Here is an 18,956-nt window from a genome sequence, read left to right as displayed (position 1 = left end):
TCCTCAGCCCGCGCTCTGTGCGCGGTGCCGGCGCAGGTAGAACCACGCCATGTTGGACGAGAGCCCGGCCAGCAGCACCCAGACGATCCCGAGCAGGCTGCCCTGGACGAACGAGATCACGGCCGCGACGACGGCCAGGACACAGACGGTGATGGCGTAGAGAGCGAGTCGGGGCATGGGGGGCGGCTCCTGTCGGGGGCGGTGCACGGTCCCGTCCAGTGTCCCCCATGCCCCTTTTCGCGCGCCGCAGGGTGGGCCCGGAATCAGGTCGGGCCCGGACGGCCGGTAGCGGTCCGGCTCGGACGTCGGTGGCGGTCCGGCTCAGACGTCGGTCGTGCGGAGTCCCGCGTGCGCCTTGTAGCGGCGGTTCACCGAGATCAGGTTGGCGACCAGCGACTCGACCTGGTGCGCGTTGCGCAGCCGGCCGGCGAAGATGCCGCGCATGCCGGGGATCCGGCCCGCCAGCGCCTGCACGAGGTCGGTGTCGGCGCGGACCTCGCCCAGCACCAGCACATCGGTGTCGACCTCCTCGATGGACTCGTCCTGCAGCAGCACCGCCGAGAGGTGGTGGAAGGCGGCGGTGACCCGGGAATCCGGCAGCAGGGCGGCTGCCTGCTCGGCGGCGCTGCCTTCCTCGGGCTTCAGCGCGTAGGCGCCCTTCTTGTCGAAGCCGAGCGGGTTGACGCAGTCGATGACGAGCTTGCCCACGAGCTCGTCCCGCAGCGACTCCAGGGTCTTGGCGTGCCCGTCCCACGGCACGGCGACGATCACCACGTCGCTGCGACGCGCGCACTCCGCGTTGTCCGCGCCCTCGACGCCGTGGCCCAGCTCCTCGGCGGCGCTCTTCGCACGGTCGGCGGCCCGGGAGCCGATGATCACCCGCTGCCCGGCGCGGGCGAACCGGTAGGCCAGGCCGCGTCCCTGGGGTCCGGTGCCGCCGAGCACGCCGACGGTCAGCCCGGAGACGTCGGGAAGGTCCCAGGGGTCCTTGGCGGGGGGCTTGGCCGCGCTGTCACTGCCATTCGTAGTCATGGCTCCGACATTACTGCCCGCCACGGAACGGGACCCGGGGTCATCCCTTGTTCCCGTCCCGGCTCCCGTCCTGTTCCCGTCCTTGTTCCCGTTCGGCTGGTTCGGGGCCGTTCTCCGGCGCCGGACAGGGGCCCTCGGGCAGGATGCCGGCCATGGATGCCGTACGCGTCGCCCTGCTCCGTGAAGTGCTCGCCGGGACCGAGTGGCCCGCCGCGACCAGGCGATTCGCCGGGGCGCTGCGGTCGTCCGTCGTGCCGCACGGCGGCGGCCTGCTGCTGGTGGGGACCGCGGCGTACGAGCCGTGGCATCTGGCGGCCCATCTGGTCGACGAGTCCGCCTGGTCCGGGCTGCCGGAGCTGGCCCCGACCCTGGTGCGCCACCGGGTGGAGCCGGGCGGCCCCGCGCATCTGGCCGTGGGCCTCGGCCGGATCGCGGCGGCGGGGCGGGGCGAGACGCTGCTCCTGGTGGCCCCGGAGCGGCCCGGCGCGGGGCTGCTGGAGCGGGTGCACGACGCGCGGCGCGCCGGGGCCACGGTGCTCTCGCTGAGCGACGGCGATCCGGAGGTGTGCGGGCTCGCCCACGAGACGCTCGCGGTGACCGGCGCGGACGACGTGGACCTGGACACCGTGCAGCATCTGGTGAGCGCGGCAGCCGGGGAGAACAGCGCCCCCGCGCCGCGCGGCCGCCGCGGCTTCCGGGACCGGCTGTTCCGGCTCGCCGACCAGCTGACGGCGCCGCCCCCGGCCCGGTGGTGACGGGCTGCCGATCACGGGCCCCGGCGGCCTCCGCAGCCGCCGTCGCCGAAGAAATCCCGTTGCGGCACTTCCCGCGGCGCCTCAGCATGGCCTCCTGTGACCTCTGCTCCGTCCCCGGCCGCCCGGCTGGCCGCTCTGCTGCCCGACCTCACCCCTCTTCGCGCCTCCGCCGACTTCCGGCTGCTGTGGTTCCAGGGGCTGGTGACGTACTTCGGCAGCTTCATGGCGATGATCGCGCTGCCGCTCCAGATCAAGGAGCTGACGGGTTCGCCGCTGGCCGTCGGGGTGATGGGCGCGGTGGAGCTGGTGCCGCTGGTCGCCTTCGGCCTGTACGGCGGGGCGCTCGCGGACGCCGCGGACCGCCGCAAGGTGATCCTGGCCACCGAGGCCGGGCTGGGGCTGCTCGCCCTCGTACTCCTGGTGAACGCGGCGCTGCCCGGCCCGATGCTCTGGCCGCTCTACCTGGTCGCGGCCGGGGTCTCCGCGCTCGCCGGGCTCCAGCGGCCCGCGCTGGACTCCCTCATGGCCCGGATCGTGCCGCACGAGCAGCAGACCGCGGCCGCCGCGCTGAACTCGCTGCGCTGGCAGTTCGGCGCGATCACCGGTCCTGCGGTGGCGGGGCTCGTGGTGGCCTACGCCGGGCACGCCACGGCGTACGCGGTCACGGTGGCCACGTTCGCCGTCTCCGTGCTCCTGTGTCTGCGCCTCGCGCCCGCGCCGCCCGCCCGGGACAGCAAGAAGCCCTCGCTGCGCGGCATCGCCGAGGGGGCCAGGTACGCCTGGAGCCGGCCGGTGCTGCTGGGAACGTACGCGGTCGACCTGGCGGCGATGTTCTTCGCGTTCCCGAACACGATCTTCCCGTTCCTCGCGGACGACCTGGACGCCGACTGGTCGCTGGGCCTGATGTACGCGGCCGGGTCGGTCGGATCGCTGGTGCTGGGGCTGACCAGCGGCTGGACGTCACGGGTGCGGCGCCATGGGCTGTTCGTGGTGTTCGGGGCCGCGGTCTGGGGGCTGGCGATCGCGGCGGCCGGCTGGTTCGGCAACGTGTGGCTGGTGCTGGTCTGCCTGGCGGTGGCGGGCGCGGGCGACATGCTCAGCGGCCTGGGACGCTCCACGATCTGGAACCAGACGATCCCGGAGGAGCTGAGGGGCCGACTGGCGGGCATCGAGGTGCTCTCGTACAGCGTCGGCCCGCAACTGGGTCAGGTCCGGGCCGGTGCGATGGCGGGCTGGACGGGAACCCGGTCGGCGATCTGGAGCGGCGGTGTGGCGTGCGTGGCCTCGGTCGCGCTGCTCACGGCGGCGCTGCCGAAGCTGCTCACCTACGACTGCGAGACGGACGAGGACGCGCTGCGCAGGCGGGAGGCCAGGGAGGCCAGGGAAACCGCAGCCGGCGAATCCAGCCCCTCGGCCGCCTGAGGAACGCCGGGAACGGGCCCCGGGGACGGGGCCCCGGCGCCCCCGGTCATGCCTGCCGGTCGGGCGGGGTGGTGCCCCCGTCGTGCCACTTGGGGTCGTTCTCCCACTCCAGGTTCCGCTCCCGCGCGATGTCCATCGCGTGCTGCGCCTCCTCACGGGAGGTGTACGGCCCGAACCGGTCCTTGGCCGGGCACTCGGGGCCCTCCTCGACCTTGTGGTGTTCCAGGCAGTAGTACCACTCGCCCGGCTTGCCGACCGTGCGCTTCTTGAACAGGGCCATCATCGGCTCCTTCCCTCGGAGCCATGCTGCCCCAAGCTCGCTGGTTAGACTCGCTGACATGTCTGGCCAGTCGCTGCTCGTACCCGGGGAGATCACTCCCATCCGCTCCGTACCCGGAAACATCCGGCGCCCCGAATACGTGGGCAAGCCGGCCCCCACCCCGTACACCGGTCCGGAGATCCAGGACACCGACACCATCGAGCGCATGCGCATCGCCGGCCGGATCGCCGCACAGGCGATGGCGGAGGCCGCGAAGCACATCGCCCCGGGTGTCACTACGGACGAACTCGACCGGGTCGCCCATGAGTTCATGTGCGACCACGGCGCCTACCCGTCGACGCTCGGCTACCGCGGCTTCCCCAAGTCGCTCTGCACCTCGCTCAACGAGGTGATCTGCCACGGCATCCCGGACTCCACGGTGCTGCGCGACGGCGACATCGTGAACCTCGACGTCACGGCGTACATCAACGGTGTGCACGGCGACAACAACGCCACGTACCTCTGCGGCGACGTGGCCGAGGAGTCCCGGCTGCTCGTGGAGCGCACCGAGGAGTCGCTGAACCGGGCCATCAAGGCGGTCCGGCCGGGCCGGCAGGTCAATGTGATCGGGCGGGTCATCGAGTCCTACGCCAAGCGCTTCGGCTACGGCGTGGTGCGGGACTTCACCGGGCACGGGATCAACTCCTCGTTCCACTCCGGCCTGATCATTCCGCACTACGACAGCCCGCGCGCGACCACCGTGATGCAGCCCGGGATGACGTTCACCATCGAGCCGATGCTGACGCTGGGCAGCCACGACTACGACATGTGGGACGACGGCTGGACGGTGGTGACGAAGGACCGCAGGCGCACCGCCCAGTTCGAGCACACGCTGGTTGTGACGGAGACGGGCGCCGAGATCCTCACGCTCCCGTAACCGCCCGGACCGTTCCTACGCGAACGCGGCCGCTCTCCTGGGCGGCCGCTTTCGCGTATCCGCACGCGGAACCAGGCGTATCGCTTTTACCGACAGACCGTCGGGAAGCCGTTGACTCAGGTAGGCCTGAGCAAAAAAGATCGGAGTTGTCGACAGCACCACCGCTGCACGCGGTCGCTGCCGACGAGTGCAAGCGCGCGTTCGCGCTGAACACGGCGGTGTTCCGGGAGCTGGGGGAGGTGTTCCCGCTCAGCGCGTAGTGGCGCCCCGGGCCCGGTTCAGCGCCGGGCCCGTACAGCGGCCAGTGCCACCCGGCCGCCGACCTCCACCGTGCCGTCGGGCGCGGGGGCGGTGAGGATCTGGGAGCCGCGGCCCTGCCTGATGTTGAGGGCGCGCCCCAGCTCCGCGCTGAGCAGCAGCGCCGCCGCTCCGGTCGCCTCGTCCTCCAGGATGTTGTCGTCGCGCCGGGGGAACGCCCGCGCCCTGACCCGGCCGGCCGCCTCGTCCTCCCAGGCCCATACGTACAGCCAGCCCTCCCCCGGCGGCGGCCCGTCCAGCGCCTCGACCTCGGCGACGGACCCGTACCGCTCCAGCGTGCGCGGGGGTGCCCACTCGGGGCGGGCCGTGATCCAGGTGAACTCGCCGTCCTGGCGGGCGAAGACCTCCCCGACCGGAAGCTCCAGGATCTCCAGGTCGAGCAGCCAGGCCGTGCCGACGAGCGGATGCCCGGCGAACGGGAGGCGCAGTCCCGGCGTGTAGATGTCGACCTGTCCGCGTTCGGGGTCGTCGACGAACACCGTCTCGCTGAAGCCGAGCCGGCCGGCCAGCGCCTGCCGGGACGCCTCGTCCGGGTAGGTACGGCCGTCGCGCACCACGCCGAGGGCGTTGCCGTGCCGCCCGTCGGGGCCGCAGAACACGCGCAGTACGTCGATGCCCTCGGGTACGTCGAAGTCGCTGTCGCTCATTCGGGCATTCAAGCACCGCCCGGGTGGCGGCCCTTCGCCCGGTCCGCCCGGGCGGTGCCGTCATGGGACCCGAACGGGTAGTTCCACCGGCAGCCGGCGAGATGTTCCCGCATCCGCGGACCGGGGGCCCCTTGTCGTGCCGACAGAGATGCTTGACCATTGCTTGACCTTTCCATGGGGCATCCATGAGCAGTCCGTGACCAGTCCGTTCCCGAGCCTGACGGATGAGAGCTGAATCACGGCACGGGTGGGTATCGCTCAGGTAAGCCTCGGTTAAGTTAGGTCCGCCTCACCTGACTTTGTCCTGCTTCTTCTCCCGCTTCTCCTTCGTCCTCATGTGGAGCCCGTATGCGAGCCGTTCGTTTCTCCGTCGTCACCGCTGCCGCCACCGTGGCCGCTCTGACCGCCGTCACGGGCTGCGCACAGAAGAGCGACGGCAAGGGTGACGGCGCCGTCCAGGTCGTCGCGAAGGACGACTCCTGCGAGGTGTCGAAGAAGAAGCTCCCGGCCGGTCACATCGAACTGGCCGTGGAGAACAAGGGATCCAAGGTCACCGAGGTCTACGTCCTGTTCCCGGACGACCGCATCGTCGCCGAGCGCGAGAACATCGGCCCCGGCACCAAGGCCGACATCACGGCCGAGATCAAGGCCGGTTCGTACGAGATCGCCTGCAAGCCCGGCATGAAGGGCCACGGCATCCGGCAGAAGCTGGAGATCACCGGCGCCTCCGCGGCCAAGCGCAGCCCCGAGATGGACAAGGCCGTCGCGGAGTACCGCACCTACGTCCAGGCCCAGGCCGACGAGACGCTGCCGAAGGCCAAGAAGTTCACGGACGCCGTCACCGCCGGTGACACCGAGGCCGCCAAGAAGGCCTACGCCGACTCCCGGCTCGGCTGGGAGCGCACCGAGCCGGTCGCCGAGTCCTTCGGCGACATCGACCCGAAGGTCGACATCCGCGAGGACGGCCTGGAGGACGGCCAGAAGTGGACCGGCTGGCACCGCCTGGAGAAGGCGCTGTGGCAGGACAAGAAGCTGGGTGCCGAGGAGAAGGCCCTCGCTCCCGTCCTCTACAAGGACCTGCTCGACTGGCAGAAGCGGGTCGGCACCGCGGACATCACCCCGACCTCGATGGCAAACGGCGCCAAGGAGCTCCTGGACGAGGTCGCCACCGGCAAGGTCACCGGTGAGGAGGAGCGCTACAGCCACACCGACCTGGTCGACTTCAAGGGCAATGTCGAGGGCGCCGAGAAGTCCTACGAGCTGCTGAAGCCGATCGCATCGAAGAACGACGCCGCTCTGACCACCACCCTGGACAAGCGGTTCGCGGAGCTCAACACGCTGCTGGACAAGTACCGCAAGGACAAGGGCTCCTACGAGTTCACCTCGTACGAGAAGGTCTCCAAGGCGGACCGCAAGGAACTGTCGGACGCGGTCAACGCGCTGGCCGAGCCGCTGTCCCGGCTCGCCGCCGCGGTGACGAAGTAACGAGCGGAGGGCTCCGGGTCATGTCCGATCAGACACAGGCCGCCGAAACCCCGGCAGGGACCACCGGCCCCGCCCCGTCCCGCCGGGCACTGCTCGGCTGGGGCGGCGCGGGTCTCGCGCTCGGCGCCGTCGCGGCCGGTGGCGCGGTCGCCGCGGTGCGTCCGGGCAGCGACGCGGTGCCGGCCGCGGACAGCGGTGCGGCGGTGCCGTTCCACGGTGCGCACCAGGCCGGTATCGCCACCGCCGTACAGGACCGGCTGCACTTCGCCGCGTTCGACGTGACGACGAAGGACCGCGCCGAACTGATCGCGCTGCTCAAGGAGTGGACGCGGGCGGCGGAGCGGATGACGGCCGGCCACGCGGTCGGCGACGGGGCGTACGGCGGTCTCGCCGAGGCCCCGCCGGACGACACGGGCGAGGCGCTGGGGCTCAAGCCGTCCCGGCTCACCCTCACCATCGGCTTCGGGCCCTCGCTCTTCGCCAAGGGCCGGTTCGGCCTGGAGGACAAGCGGCCCGAGGCGCTCGTCGACCTGCCGAAGTTCCCCGGCGACAACCTCGACGCGGCGCGCAGCGGCGGCGACCTCTGCGTCCAGGCGTGTGCGGACGACCCGCAGGTCGCGGTGCACGCCATCCGCAACCTCGCCAGGATCGGCATGGGCCGCACCGCGATCCGCTGGTCCCAGCTGGGCTTCGGCAAGACGTCCTCGACGACGCCGGACGCGCAGACCCCGCGCAACATGTTCGGCTTCAAGGACGGCACCCGGAACATCTCCGGCACCGACACCGCCGCGCTGGACAAGCATGTGTGGGTCGGCGGGAAGGACGACGCGGGCTGGATGACCGGGGGTTCGTACCTGGTGGCCCGGCGCATCCGGATGCACATCGAGACCTGGGACCGCACCTCGCTCCAGGAGCAGGAGGACGTCTTCGGCCGCGACAAGGGCGAGGGAGCCGCGGTCGGCAAGTCCAAGGAGCACGACGAGCCGTTCCTGAAGGCGATGCTGCCGACCGCGCACGTGCGCCTCGCCCACCCGGACAGCAACGACGGGGCGACGATCCTGCGCCGCGGCTACTCGTTCACCGACGGTACGGACGGCCTCGGCCGGCTCGACGCCGGGCTGTTCTTCATCGCCTACCAGCGCGATGTCCGCAAGGCGTTCATTCCGTTGCAGCGGCGCCTCGCGGCGCACGACGCACTCAACGAGTACATCCAGCACGTGGGTTCGGCGCACTTCGCCGTCCCGCCGGGCGTCCGTGACAAGGACGACTGGTGGGGCCGGGCGCTGTTCTCGTAACGGGACTCGAAGCAGAAAAGGAGAACCGAGACGTGTTCAGCAACTTCCTGATCGGCCTGCGTGAGGGCCTTGAGGCCAGCCTGGTCGTCTGCATCCTCATCGCCTATCTGGTGAAGACCGGCAACAAGGACAAGCTGGTGCCGATCTGGACCGGCGTCGGGATCGCGATCGTCGTCAGCCTGGCCTTCGGCGCCGGGCTCGAATTCGGTTCGCAGGAGATGACGTTCAAGGCCCAGGAGGCGCTGGGCGGTTCGCTGTCGATCGTCTCCGTCGGTCTGGTCACCTGGATGGTCTTCTGGATGCGGCGCACCGCGCGGCACCTGAAGACGGAGCTGCACGGCAAGCTCGACGCGGCGCTCGCGATGGGGACCGGCGCGCTGGTCGCCACGGCGCTGCTCGCGGTGGGCCGGGAGGGTCTGGAGACCTCGCTGTTCGTGTGGCGTGCGGTGCACGCGGCGGACGACGGCTGGCACCCGATGATCGGCGCGCTCCTCGGGATCGCGGCCGCCGTCGTGCTGGGCTGGCTGTTCTACCGCGGTGCGCTGAAGATCAACCTGTCGAAGTTCTTCACCTGGACCGGCGGCATGCTGGTGATCGTCGCCGCGGGCGTGCTCGCGTACGGCGTCCACGACCTCCAGGAAGCGGAGTTCATCGGCGGACTCCACAACCGGGCGTTCGACATCAGCGCCACGATCCCGCCGGACAGCTGGTACGGCACGCTGCTGAAGGGCACGTTCAACTTCCAGCCCGACCCGACCGTTCTCCAGATCACGGTGTGGGCGCTGTATTTGATCCCCACCCTCGCGCTGTTCCTCGCCCCGGTAGGGTTCGGACGGTCAGGAGGGGCCCTCTCGCGAGGGGCGACGGATCAGAAGGCGCGGAAAGCAACGGATGAGAAGTCTGAGGCCGGTTCGGCTGGCGACGGGGCTCGCGACGGCGACGGTGCTGTCGATGACGGCGAGCGGTTGCGTGACGGTGCACGGCGAGCTGGCAGTGGTACCGGCGGCAACCAGGTCTGAGGCCGCTCAGGCCCTGAAGGCATTCACCTCCGCGTACAACGCGGCGGACAAGGCCTACGACCCGGCCCTGGACGCGGACCGGGTCACCGGTCCGCTCGGTGCGATCAACCAGGCCGGGCTGAAGGCGCGGCAGAAGAACCATCCGGACGGCAACCCGAACCATTCGCCACTGGAACTGACCGACGCCGACTACCTCATCCCCAAGAAGGCCGGCTGGCCGCGGTGGTTCCTCGCGGACACCGACTCCAACCGCGACCAGGACGACGGGAAGCTGGACACCCGTTGGCTGGTGGTCTTCGTCAAGGCCGGGCCCGGCGCCGGGTGGAAGGCGTCCTACCTGTCGGTCGTAGCCCCCTCCCGGCTGCCCGCCCTCGCGAAGGACGACGACGGCCGGGCCAGGCCGGTGGCCGCGGACAGCAGCACTCTGGCCGTGGCGCCGAAGGACCTGAGCACCCAGTACACCCAGTACCTGCAAAAGGGCGCCCCGGACGTCTTCGCCCCCGGCTCCGCCACCTCGGGCTGGCGGGAGGCGCGCCGGACCACCCGGCGGGCGGGCTTCTCGTACCAGTACATCGACCAGCCGCTGGACAGCGGTACGTACGGCCCGCTCGCCCTGGAGACGGACGACGGCGGGGCGCTGGTCTTCTTCAGCAGCAAGCACTTCGAGCGGCAGACCGCGGCGAAGGGGCTGCGCCCGCCGCTCAACGCCGACGTGGAGGCGCTGCTGACCGGTGAGGTGAAGTCCACCCTCACCAAGGAGCGGGTCTCCAGCCAGCTGGTGTACGTCCCGAAGAAGGGCTCGACGAAGGCCGGCGGCAAGGTCGTCCTGCTGAACAGGCTGCCGGGCCTGACGGCGGCGAAGGGCTCGTGACGGAACCGGGGCCGCCCGCGGGCGGCCCCGGTCTTCCGCGGGACGGTGTCCTGCGGACAATGCCTAACGGCTCAGCGGCCAGGCCACCGAGTCATGGTCGAGATCGCTCTGGTCCGCCGCGTCCGCGTACTGCGCGCACGCGTCGGTGAGCGTCTCCAGCAGGGTCAGCGGGTCGGGCAGCGGGTTCTCCGGCCCACGCACCCACCGCACGTCCAGTTCGCCGGGGAGCAGGGCCGGCGGCAGGAGCACATAGCTGCCCCTGCAGTGCCACCGCAGCCCCGGATGTTCGTCCATGGTCTCGGGATGGCAGTCGAGCTCGCACGGCCACCATTCGTCCTCGTCCTCGGGCGTACCCCGGGTGGCGGTGAAGAAGAGCATCCGGTCGTCGCCGGAGCGGGCGACAGGGCCGACGTCGATGCCGGCGGCGAGAAGGCGTTCCAGGGCCTGGGTGCCCGCGGACAGCGGCACGTCGAGCACGTCGTGGATCATGCCGGTCGCGGTGATGAAGTTGGCCTGCGGCTGGCTGCGGGCCCAGCGCTCGATCTGGGCCCGGTCGGTGGTGGACTGCGTCTGCCAGGCGAAGGAGATCGGGTGCCGGGCGGGGGTGGGACAGCCGATGCGTTCGCACGAACATCGGTATCCGGCCGGATGGGCGGCGGGCGCGATCGGCATTCCGGCCTCGGCGACGGCCAGGAGCAGCGCCTCCCGGGCGGTGTCGTCGACCGCGCTCTGCTGCGGTTTGGGTCGGCGTCGCAGCCATTGGGAAAATTTGCTCTCTGAGCCGCGATAGCGGCCGAAATCGGCGCCCATCTATCCCCTTACCTCTGCGTTGCCCCTGCCCATGGTCCCACCATCCTGCGCCCCGGGTGGCCGGACTCCCGAAGCGGGGTACGGGCGACGATGCCGCGAGCTGGGCACTATGACACTTCTTGTCATGAAATGACGGGTGCGTCTCAGGGCCCCGGTCCCTACACCGGGCGTCGGTGCACCGGCCCGCGCACGACATGGCCGGCGGCGGCGAACCACCCGATCGGATCACTGTGCGCGGGGCCCGGGAGAGCGGACCATGGGCTCACGCACACACCCGTGCGATGCCCCCGGCAGGCAACCCCTGCCTTTTCGTGAGGAGCCTCCGTTGCCTCGTGAAGCTCGTGAAGCCACAGCCCGCCGCTACCTGATGTGCGCGCCCACGCATTTCAGGGTGACGTACTCCATCAATCCCTGGATGGACCCCAGCAAGCCCGTGGATCTCCCCCTGGCCCAGACCCAGTGGGAGGACCTGCGCGACCGGTACCGCGCCCTCGGGCACACCGTGGAGCTGATCGCCCCCCGCCCCGAGCTGCCCGACATGGTGTTCGCCGCCAACGGCGCCACCGTCATCGACGGGCGGGTGCTGGGCGCCCGCTTCGCGTACCGGGAGCGGTACGAGGAGGCCGGGGCCCACCGCGAGTGGTTCCGGGCCAACGGCTTCACCGAGATCCATGAGCCGGACCACGTCAACGAGGGCGAGGGCGACTTCGCGGTCACCGCGTCGTACGTGCTGGCCGGGCGGGGCTTCCGGTCCAGTCCGCTCTCGCACGGCGAGGCCCAGGAGTTCTTCGGGCGCCCGGTGATCGGGCTCGATCTGGTCGACCCGCGCTACTACCACCTGGACACGGCACTGTCCGTGCTCGACGACGCGGGCGACGAGATCATGTACTACCCGGGGGCGTTCTCGCCGGGCAGCCGGTCGGTGCTGGCCCGGCTCTTCCCCGACGCGCTGATCGCCGAGGAGGCGGAGGCCGCGGCGCTCGGCCTGAACGCGGTGAGCGACGGGCTCCATGTGCTGCTGCCGCAGGCCGCGACGGGGCTCTTCGATCCGCTGCGGGCGCGGGGCTTCGAACCGGTGCCGATGGACCTGGGCGAGCTGCTCAAGGGCGGCGGCAGTGTGAAGTGCTGCACGCAGGAGCTGCGGGGGTAGGGCCTGGCGGCCGTCAGCCGTCCTCCCCGGGGGGCGGCCACTCGTCGCCCCACGCGATGTCCCGGGCGGCCCGGTACAGCTCGCCGTGCCGCTTGGTGACCGTGGCTCGCCGCAGGGCCTCGTCGCGGGTGCACAGGTCCAGCAGCACCTGCCCCTTGCGGATCTGCGGCTTGCGGGTGATCCGCGCCGCCACGGGCTGTGTCCCGAAGCGGGTCGCCACCACGTAGCTGAACTTCTCGTCCTCGTACGGCAGCGAGCCGCCCTTGACCTGGCGGTGGAGCGAGGAGCGGCTGACCCGGGCCGAGAAGTGGCACCAGTCGGTGCCCGGCTCGATCGGGCAGGCCGCGCTGTGCGGGCAGGGCGCGGCGACCGTCAGCCCGGCGGCGATCAGCCGGTCGCGGGCCTCGATGATCCGGGCGTAGCCGTCGGGCGTGCCCGGTTCGACGACCACGACCGCCTGCGCCGCCGCGGCGGCGGTGTCCACGAGGGCGGCGCGGACGTCCGCGGTCAGCTCGTTGAGTACGTAGGAGACGGTGACCAGGTCCGTGCGGGCGAGTTCGAGGCCCGCGCCGATCCGGGCCCGGCGCCACTCGGCTGCGCGCAGGGCGGGGATGGCGGAGAGCTCCGCCAGTTCACGGCCGAGGGCGAGTGCGGGCTCGGCCCAGTCCAGCACGGTGGTGCGCGGTTCCTCCCCCTCCCAGGCCCCGGCCACGGCCCAGCTCGCCGCTCCGGTGCCGCCGCCGACGTCGGTGTGCGTGACGGGCGCCCAGTCCGGGGCGGCCTCCCGGAGCGCGTCGAGGGCGGACCGTACCGCTTCGAAGGTGGCGGGCATCCGGTACGCGGCGTACGCGGCGACGTCGGAGCGGTCGCGGAGCACCGGCGCGTCGGTCGGGGTGGTCCCGCGGTAGTTGGCGATGAGCCGTTCGACGGCCTGGGCGGCCTGCTTGGGCGGCAGTCCGTCGAGCAGTCCGGCGAGCGTCGCGCGCAGGACTTCCGCGCAGGGGAGGGTGGCGTTCACCGACGAATTGTAGGCAAAGCCGACGGACCCGCCTCCGCCCCGGTATCCGCGCGGAACTGCACGGAATCCGAACTGCCGCGATGCCCACGCAAGTTGCTACGCTGACCGCCGCGTCGGGATTGCCCATCGAGGGGAACCATGAGACAGAAGATCGTGCGCCTGGTTCTGGTCGGCGGAGTGCTCGTGCTGGCCATGCTTCTTCTGCTCGCCACCTGCGGCAGCGGTGAGAAGGACACGGACGAGCCGGAGAAGCAGGCCAAGAAGAAGAGTCCGTCCGAGGTGACACAGCTCACCGTCCCCTCCGCGTACGCGCCCGAGCGCGGCTGGGAACTCATCGGTACCTCGCCCGACTACGCGATCTCCCGGACCACGGGCCGCCTCGCCTACCTGGTACGGGAGTCGGAGACCAAGTACCAGCTGCGGACCATCGACTCCAGGACGGGGGAGACCGGCTGGCACGGCGAGAGCTGGCGGCCCCCGTCGCCGCACCAGTTCCCGAAGCTCCTGGCGGTGACCGTCGACGACCACGAGTACTTCGTGACCTGGGCGTACGGGAAGGTCGGCGAGAACGCGCTGACCCCGGCCGACACGATCGTCTCGCTGGATGTCTACGACGTGGAGGACGGCTACCGGCGGCGCGTCGAGGTGCCGTGGAACTCGGTCCCGACGGTCTCCACCACCGGACCCGGCATCCTCATCAGCGACGGCCGGACGAACAGCGCGGTGGTCGACCCGGTGACCGGCCGGGTGTCCAAGGTCACGGCGTCCGCGCTCAATTACCCGAAGGGCTGCAAGACCTGCAAACAGCTCACCGAGGTGCGCGGGCTGACGCAGAAGGGCCTGCTGGTCAGCGGGTCGAAGGAATTCTGGGTGCAGGGCGGCTGGTTCAGCCGCAATGTCGCCCCCAAGGGCACGGACAAGTTCAGCGGGATCCCGACGTCGGTGGTCCCGGGCCTGATCCTGGCGAAGTGGCAGCTGGACAAGAAGGCGAAGCGCGCCGCCACCCACGACATGTGGGTGGTGCACGACGTGGAGACGGGCAAGCCGCTGGCCTCGGTGGAGTGCAGCAAGCCCGCGATAAAGCCGGGCCAGTACCCGCAGCTCGTCGCCGCGCCCTCGGGTTCCTACCTGGTGGCCGGGCCGCTCGCGTTCGACCTGGCCACGAAGCGGGGGTTCTGCTTCGAGGGTGCGGACGGCACGAAGCCGCTGACCCTGGCCTCGGTGAACGACGAGGGCACCGCGTACGGCGCGGCGAGCGCGCGCAACGCGGCCGACGTCCTGGCCGGCGGCGGCGCCCCGGTCGCGGTCGCCGTCCGCAGCGGTTCCACGGGCGCCCTGCCCTCGAACGTGCGCGTCCCGGGCATGGAGACCGCGGACGGTGTCGGACTGTTCCGCTGGACGGACGAGAAGGACCGCCCGCACCTGATCGGGTACCCGAGGTCTTCGTAACGGCGTGGGGTGCCGGGGCGGAAACTCGTTCGCCCCGGCTCGAACCCCGCTGTCGAAAGTGGGACATGGGAATCTGGACCGACGCCTTCATCGCGCCCCCGAAACCCGTTCTCCTGCGGCCGGAGGCGTTCGGCAGCCTCGCGGTCGAGCTGGCGCGCGAGCGTGTGGCCCGCACGCCGTGGGCGCTCCTCGCGGGGAAGCTCCGCGTCAACGCCAGTCTCATTCCGCAGCACCGGCCGCTGTCCGCCGATCACTGCGGGAATCCCGGCGGGCCCACGCATCCGGTGCGGACCTGCGTGGTCCACACCTTCAAGCACTCCATGGCGGAGGGACCGGTACCGGCACTCGCCTCCGTCGCCTCGCGCTGCTTCGGGCCGGACATGATCAGCGGCGATACCTGGGGCTGAACCCCGGCACGGCCCCACCGCCCGGCGTCGGTGGCGTGCTCGTCACGCCGCCCGTCGCCAGGGCCGGCACAGCCCCAGGAAGCAGGCCATCGCGCCCACCGCGCACACCAGCTGCACGACGGCCATCGGTACGGCCGTGCCCTCGCCCGCGATCCCGACGAGCGGCGAGGCGATGGCGCCGATCAGGAAGGACGAGGTGCCGAGCAGCGCGGAGGCGGAGCCTGCCGCGTGCTTCGTACGCATCAGTGCCTGTGCGTTCGTGTTCGGCATCGCCATCCCCATCGCCGACATCAGCACGAACAGCCCGGCGGCGACGGGGAACAGGCCCACGTCTCCGAAGACCCCGGTCGTCATCAGCAGCAGTGCGGCCGCGGCGAGTGTGATGACCGAGAGCCCGACGGCGAGCGCCTTGTCCAGGCTGACCCGGCCGACCAGGATCTTGCCGTTGATCTGGCCCACGATGATCAGGCCGACCGAGTTGATGCCGAAGAGCAGGCTGAACGTCTGCGGCGAGGCGCCGTAGATCTCCTGCATGACGAACGGCGATGCGCTCACGTACGAGAAGAGGGCGGCGAAGGCGAGGCTGCCCGCGATCATGTAGCCGGTGAAGACCCGGTCGGCGAGCAGTCCGCGCATGGTGCGCAGCGCGTCGCCGAGGCCGCCGGTGTGCCGCTCCCGCGGCGGCAGGGTCTCGCCCAGCCACTTCCAGACGACGAGGGTGAGCACCAGGCCGACGACGGTGAGGACGGCGAAGATCCCGCGCCAGTCGGTGAACCGCAGCACCTGGCCGCCGATCAGCGGGGCGACGATCGGCGCGACGCCGGAGATGAGCATCAGGGTGGAGAAGAACCTGGCCATCTCCACGCCGTCGTACATGTCGCGCACCACGGCACGGGCGATGACGATGCCCGCCGCACCGGCCAGGCCCTGGAGCAGGCGGAAGCCGATGAGGAGCCCGGTGGTGGGCGCGAAGACGCAGAGCGCGGTGGCGACGACGTAGATCATCATGCCGATGAGCAGCGGCCTGCGCCTCCCCCACCGGTCGCTCAGCGGGCCGACGACGACCTGTCCGAGCGCCAGGCCGGTCAGGCAGGCGGTGAGGGTGAGCTGGACGGTGGCGGCGGGCGCGTGCAGGGAGTCGGTGACCGCGGGCAGGGCGGGGAGGTACATGTCCATGGAGAGCGGCGGAACCGCGGTGAGGCCGCCGAGGACGAGGGTGACGAGGAGTCCGGTGCGCCTGGCCGCTTCGACAGCGGCCGGCTTTCCGGGGGTGGTGCCGGTGACTCCGGGCTCTGTGGCCCCGGTTCCGGCGGTCGATATGTGTGTGCGTTCCTGCTGGGCCCGGCTTGCGCCGCTCTCCGGCATTTCCATCTCCATGTCGTTGAATCCGCATCTATGCTCTCAGCTCAGCCGGACTGGTCGAGACCTCTTGGGGAGCAGGCATGACAGGCATGAGCGGCACGGTGCGGTGGGGTGTGCTGGCGACCGGCGGTATCGCCACGGCGTTCGCCGAGGATCTCCGGTCGATGCCGGACACGGAAGTGGTGGCCGTCGCGTCTCGGACGGACGCCTCGGCGCAGGCGTTCGCCGAGCGGTTCGGGATACCCCGGGCGTACGGCAGCTGGGCCGCGCTCGCCGCCGACGACGAGGTCGATGTGGTGTACGTCGCCACGCCGCACTCCGCGCACCGGGAGGCGGCGGCGCTCTGTCTGGAGGCCGGGAAGCACGTGCTGTGCGAGAAGGCGTTCACGCTCAACGCCCGGGAGGCGGACGAGCTGGTGAAGCTCGCCCGGGACCGGGGGCTCTTCCTCATGGAGGCCATGTGGACGTACTGCAACCCGGTCATCCGGCGCATGACGGAGCTGGTGCGGGACGGCGCCATCGGTGAGATCCGCACCGTGCAGGCCGACTTCGGGCTCGCGGGCCCGTTCGGGCCCGAGCACCGGTTGCGTGACCGGGCGCTGGGCGGCGGCGCGCTGCTGGACCTCGGGGTCTATCCGGTGTCGTTCGCGCAGCTGCTGCTGGGCGAGCCGGACCGGGTGCAGGCCGACGCCGTGCTCTCCCCCGAGGGCGTCGATCTGCACACCGCGATGCTGCTGGGCTGGTCGGAGGCGGGCGCCTCGGGGCTGCTGAACTGCTCGATCGTCGCGGACACCCCGCAGACCGCGGCGGTCACTGGCACGACGGGCCGGATCGAGTTCCCGCGCGGCTTCTTCTACCCGGAGCTGTTCGTGCTGCACCGGGCGGGACACGAGCCCGAGGAGTTCACCGCCAAAGCCGGGGGGCTGCGCGGGATGCAGTTCGAACAGGCCGAGGTGATGCGGGCGCTGCGGGCGGGTGAGACGGAGTCGCCGCTGGTGCCGCTGGACGGGTCACTGGCCGTGATGCGGACGCTCGACGCGGTGCGTGACCGCATCGGCGTCCGCTACGCGGCGGACGGCGTCACGCAGGGGTGAGGCCCTGGTTGCCCACCTCCGTGACGAACGAGGCGGCCGTCGCGAGGGGCGCGCCGGGGGTGGTGACGGCGGACACCGTGCGGTAGTCGGCGCGCGCGTGCTCCCGGCCCAGGGTGACGACGGCGTACCCGCGGCGGCCGTTGAAGAACTTCATGTGCGGGTTGGCCCGCATCTGGTTGTTCCAGCTGCCGGGCTTGTCCGAGCCGTCCTTGCCGCTGGTGATGGAGGTGGCGACGATCTCCGTACCGAGGGTGCGCGAGGCGGGGTCGTCGAAGTCCTTCTTCAGGTCGAAGCCGTAGCCGACGTGCACATCGCCGGTCAGCACCATCAGGTTGTCGACCCCGGCGGCCGCGGCGCCCTTCAGGATGCGGCCCCGGGAGGCGGGGTAGCCGTCCCACGCGTCCATGGACAGCTTGAAGGCGTCGGTGGGGACGTCGCGCCGCTGGGCGAAGGTGACCTGCTGCGGTACGACGTTCCAGGTCGCCCGCGAGGCGTGCCAGCCGTCGATCAGCCAGCGTTCCTGGGTTGCGCCGGTCATGGTGCGCGACGGGTCCTCGGACTCCGGTCCGGGCGTCTGCCAGCCGTCGCCGTACGCCTGGTCGCTGCGGTACTGGCGGGTGTCGAGGATGTCGAACTGGGCCAGCCGGCCGAACCGCAGGCGCCGGTAGAGCCTCATGTCGGGGCCGGTGGGCCGCTGCGGGGCGCGCAGCGGCTGGTTCTCCCAGTAGGCGCGGTACGCGGCGGCCCGGCGCAGCAGGAACTCCTCCGGCGGGACGTCGTTCTCGGGGGTCCCGCCCGCGTAGTTGTTCTCGGTCTCGTGGTCGTCCCAGGTGACGACGAAGGGGTGTGCGGCGTGGGCGGCGCGCAGATCGGGGTCGGACTTGTAGAGGCCGTACCGCAGCCGGTAGTCCTCCAGCGTGACCGTCTCCCGGTTGTAGTGGGCGGGGAGCCTGCGGTCGGTGTAGTTGCGGGCGCCGCCGGTCGCGTTGACGGCGTACTCGTAGAGGTAGTCGCCGAGGTGGAAGACGACGTCGACGTCCTCCTGGACGAGGTGCTTGTACGCGGTGAAGTAGCCGTCGTGGTACGCCTGGCAGGAGACGGCGGCCAGGCTCAGCGAGCTGTTGCGGGCGCCGCGGGCGGGCGCGGTGCGGGTCCGGCCGACGGGGCTGGTCCACGTTCCGGTGCGGAAGCGGTAGTAGAGCACGCGGTCGGCTTCCAGGCCCTTGACCTCGACGTGGACGCTGTGGTCGAACTCCGGGTGGGCGGTGGCCGATCCGCGCCGCACGACGCGGGAGAACCGCTCGTCGCGGGCGAGTTCCCAGCGCACCTGCACCCGGGCCCGGGGCAGTCCGCTGCCGGGCTCGTAGGGGCGCGGTGCGAGTCTCGTCCACAGCAGGACCGAGTCGGGAAGCGGGTCGCCGGAGGCGACGCCGAGGGTGAACGGGTCGTCGCCGATCTTCTTCGCGTCCAGTTCGGCGGCGCTCGCGGTGCCCGCGGCGGGCAGGTTGACCGAGAAGGCGAGCGCGGCGGCCGCGCCGGTGACGGTGAGGAAACGGCGGCGCCCGACCTGCCTGGCGGCGTCGCGCATCTCCTGCTGGTGCGATGAGTGTGTCATCTGTCCCTCCC

General features: G+C 71.3%; 19 protein-coding genes and 1 pseudogene. 12 read left to right on the top strand and 8 right to left on the bottom strand.

What is annotated here, in order from left to right:
- Positions 1-3: 3 nt before the first annotated feature.
- Together ACIRJP_RS24385 and npdG are read right to left on the bottom strand one after the other, a co-directional pair.
- Entirely contained in the window at positions 4-177 is a 174-nt protein-coding gene (locus ACIRJP_RS24385) for a hypothetical protein (RefSeq protein ID WP_404177803.1), read from the bottom strand.
- A 144-nt stretch (positions 178-321) separates the two neighbouring features.
- Positions 322-1,032, bottom strand: a complete 711-nt coding sequence (npdG, locus tag ACIRJP_RS24380; protein ID WP_404177800.1) for an NADPH-dependent F420 reductase — start codon at positions 1,030-1,032, stop codon at positions 322-324.
- Positions 1,033-1,184: 152 nt separating this feature from the next.
- Between npdG and ACIRJP_RS24375 the strand changes: the two genes are divergently transcribed.
- Together ACIRJP_RS24375 and ACIRJP_RS24370 are read left to right on the top strand one after the other, a co-directional pair.
- The gene (locus tag ACIRJP_RS24375; RefSeq protein ID WP_404177797.1) at positions 1,185-1,787 is read left to right on the top strand and encodes a hypothetical protein; all 603 of its coding nucleotides are present in this window, start codon (positions 1,185-1,187) and stop codon (positions 1,785-1,787) included.
- A gap of 96 nt (positions 1,788-1,883) precedes the next feature.
- Complete coding sequence (locus ACIRJP_RS24370) at positions 1,884-3,209, top strand: MFS transporter (RefSeq protein WP_404177794.1); 1,326 nt, start codon at positions 1,884-1,886, stop codon at positions 3,207-3,209.
- Positions 3,210-3,255: 46 nt separating this feature from the next.
- Here the strand turns inward: ACIRJP_RS24370 and ACIRJP_RS24365 are convergent, their stop codons facing one another.
- On the bottom strand, positions 3,256-3,489 hold the full coding sequence (locus ACIRJP_RS24365) for a hypothetical protein (RefSeq protein WP_404177791.1): 234 nt from the start codon (positions 3,487-3,489) through the stop codon (positions 3,256-3,258).
- A gap of 58 nt (positions 3,490-3,547) precedes the next feature.
- On the opposite strand from ACIRJP_RS24365, the gene map reads away from it, so the two are divergent.
- A complete protein-coding gene (map, locus tag ACIRJP_RS24360) occupies positions 3,548-4,405 on the top strand; it encodes a type I methionyl aminopeptidase (RefSeq protein WP_404177788.1) in 858 nt (285 codons plus the stop codon).
- Between the two features lie 182 nt (positions 4,406-4,587).
- Positions 4,588-4,665, top strand: a pseudogene (locus tag ACIRJP_RS24355) (biliverdin-producing heme oxygenase); the annotation flags it as partial.
- 18 nt (positions 4,666-4,683) lie between these two features.
- On the opposite strand, the gene ACIRJP_RS24350 reads toward ACIRJP_RS24355, so the two are convergent.
- The gene (locus tag ACIRJP_RS24350; RefSeq protein ID WP_404177785.1) at positions 4,684-5,370 is read right to left on the bottom strand and encodes a PhzF family phenazine biosynthesis protein; all 687 of its coding nucleotides are present in this window, start codon (positions 5,368-5,370) and stop codon (positions 4,684-4,686) included.
- A gap of 348 nt (positions 5,371-5,718) precedes the next feature.
- Here ACIRJP_RS24350 and efeO point away from each other — a divergent pair, with 348 nt between their 5' ends.
- Genes efeO through ACIRJP_RS24330 form a run of 4 tightly spaced genes read left to right on the top strand, consistent with a single transcriptional unit; the run spans position 5,719 to position 10,040 of the window.
- Entirely contained in the window at positions 5,719-6,855 is a 1,137-nt protein-coding gene (gene efeO, locus ACIRJP_RS24345) for an iron uptake system protein EfeO (RefSeq protein WP_404177782.1), read from the top strand.
- A gap of 20 nt (positions 6,856-6,875) precedes the next feature.
- A complete protein-coding gene (efeB, locus tag ACIRJP_RS24340; RefSeq protein ID WP_404177779.1) occupies positions 6,876-8,150 on the top strand; it encodes an iron uptake transporter deferrochelatase/peroxidase subunit in 1,275 nt (424 codons plus the stop codon).
- A 32-nt stretch (positions 8,151-8,182) separates the two neighbouring features.
- Positions 8,183-9,169, top strand: coding sequence for an iron uptake transporter permease EfeU (efeU, locus tag ACIRJP_RS24335; RefSeq protein ID WP_404177776.1), 987 nt, complete (start codon positions 8,183-8,185; stop codon positions 9,167-9,169).
- Positions 9,102-10,040, top strand: a complete 939-nt coding sequence (locus ACIRJP_RS24330; RefSeq protein ID WP_404177773.1) for a hypothetical protein — start codon at positions 9,102-9,104, stop codon at positions 10,038-10,040. Before efeU ends, ACIRJP_RS24330 begins: the two co-directional genes overlap by 68 nt.
- A gap of 63 nt (positions 10,041-10,103) precedes the next feature.
- Here ACIRJP_RS24330 and ACIRJP_RS24325 read toward each other — a convergent pair whose 3' ends face one another.
- Positions 10,104-10,850 carry a bifunctional DNA primase/polymerase gene (locus ACIRJP_RS24325; protein WP_404177770.1) on the bottom strand — a complete coding sequence of 249 codons (747 nt, stop codon included), beginning with the start codon at positions 10,848-10,850 and terminating at the stop codon, positions 10,104-10,106.
- A gap of 256 nt (positions 10,851-11,106) precedes the next feature.
- Between ACIRJP_RS24325 and ddaH the strand changes: the two genes are divergently transcribed.
- On the top strand, positions 11,107-12,000 hold the full coding sequence (gene ddaH, locus ACIRJP_RS24320) for a dimethylargininase (RefSeq protein ID WP_404177767.1): 894 nt from the start codon (positions 11,107-11,109) through the stop codon (positions 11,998-12,000).
- Between the two features lie 13 nt (positions 12,001-12,013).
- Here the strand turns inward: ddaH and ACIRJP_RS24315 are convergent, their stop codons facing one another.
- Positions 12,014-13,018 (bottom strand): small ribosomal subunit Rsm22 family protein, encoded by a 1,005-nt coding sequence (locus ACIRJP_RS24315; RefSeq protein ID WP_404177764.1) that lies wholly within the window; start codon positions 13,016-13,018, stop codon positions 12,014-12,016.
- Between the two features lie 138 nt (positions 13,019-13,156).
- Between ACIRJP_RS24315 and ACIRJP_RS24310 the strand changes: the two genes are divergently transcribed.
- Together ACIRJP_RS24310 and ACIRJP_RS24305 are read left to right on the top strand one after the other, a co-directional pair.
- The gene (locus ACIRJP_RS24310) at positions 13,157-14,467 is read left to right on the top strand and encodes a hypothetical protein (RefSeq protein WP_404177761.1); all 1,311 of its coding nucleotides are present in this window, start codon (positions 13,157-13,159) and stop codon (positions 14,465-14,467) included.
- A 65-nt stretch (positions 14,468-14,532) separates the two neighbouring features.
- Positions 14,533-14,874 (top strand): hypothetical protein, encoded by a 342-nt coding sequence (locus tag ACIRJP_RS24305; protein WP_404177758.1) that lies wholly within the window; start codon positions 14,533-14,535, stop codon positions 14,872-14,874.
- Between the two features lie 42 nt (positions 14,875-14,916).
- Here the strand turns inward: ACIRJP_RS24305 and ACIRJP_RS24300 are convergent, their stop codons facing one another.
- The gene (locus ACIRJP_RS24300) at positions 14,917-16,239 is read right to left on the bottom strand and encodes a multidrug effflux MFS transporter (protein ID WP_404177755.1); all 1,323 of its coding nucleotides are present in this window, start codon (positions 16,237-16,239) and stop codon (positions 14,917-14,919) included.
- An 86-nt stretch (positions 16,240-16,325) separates the two neighbouring features.
- Between ACIRJP_RS24300 and ACIRJP_RS24295 the strand changes: the two genes are divergently transcribed.
- The gene (locus ACIRJP_RS24295; RefSeq protein ID WP_404177936.1) at positions 16,326-17,330 is read left to right on the top strand and encodes a Gfo/Idh/MocA family protein; all 1,005 of its coding nucleotides are present in this window, start codon (positions 16,326-16,328) and stop codon (positions 17,328-17,330) included.
- Here the strand turns inward: ACIRJP_RS24295 and ACIRJP_RS24290 are convergent.
- Entirely contained in the window at positions 17,317-18,945 is a 1,629-nt protein-coding gene (locus tag ACIRJP_RS24290) for an alkaline phosphatase D family protein (RefSeq protein WP_404177752.1), read from the bottom strand. The two genes, ACIRJP_RS24295 and ACIRJP_RS24290, sit on opposite strands and share 14 nt — an antisense overlap.
- Positions 18,946-18,956 lie beyond the last annotated feature (11 nt).

Source organism: Streptomyces sp. NPDC102437 (assembly GCF_044765565.1).
Lineage (GTDB): Bacteria > Actinomycetota > Actinomycetes > Streptomycetales > Streptomycetaceae > Streptomyces.
Note: the sequence above shows the minus strand (reverse complement) of the source record. Positions and strands in the feature narration are given on the sequence as shown.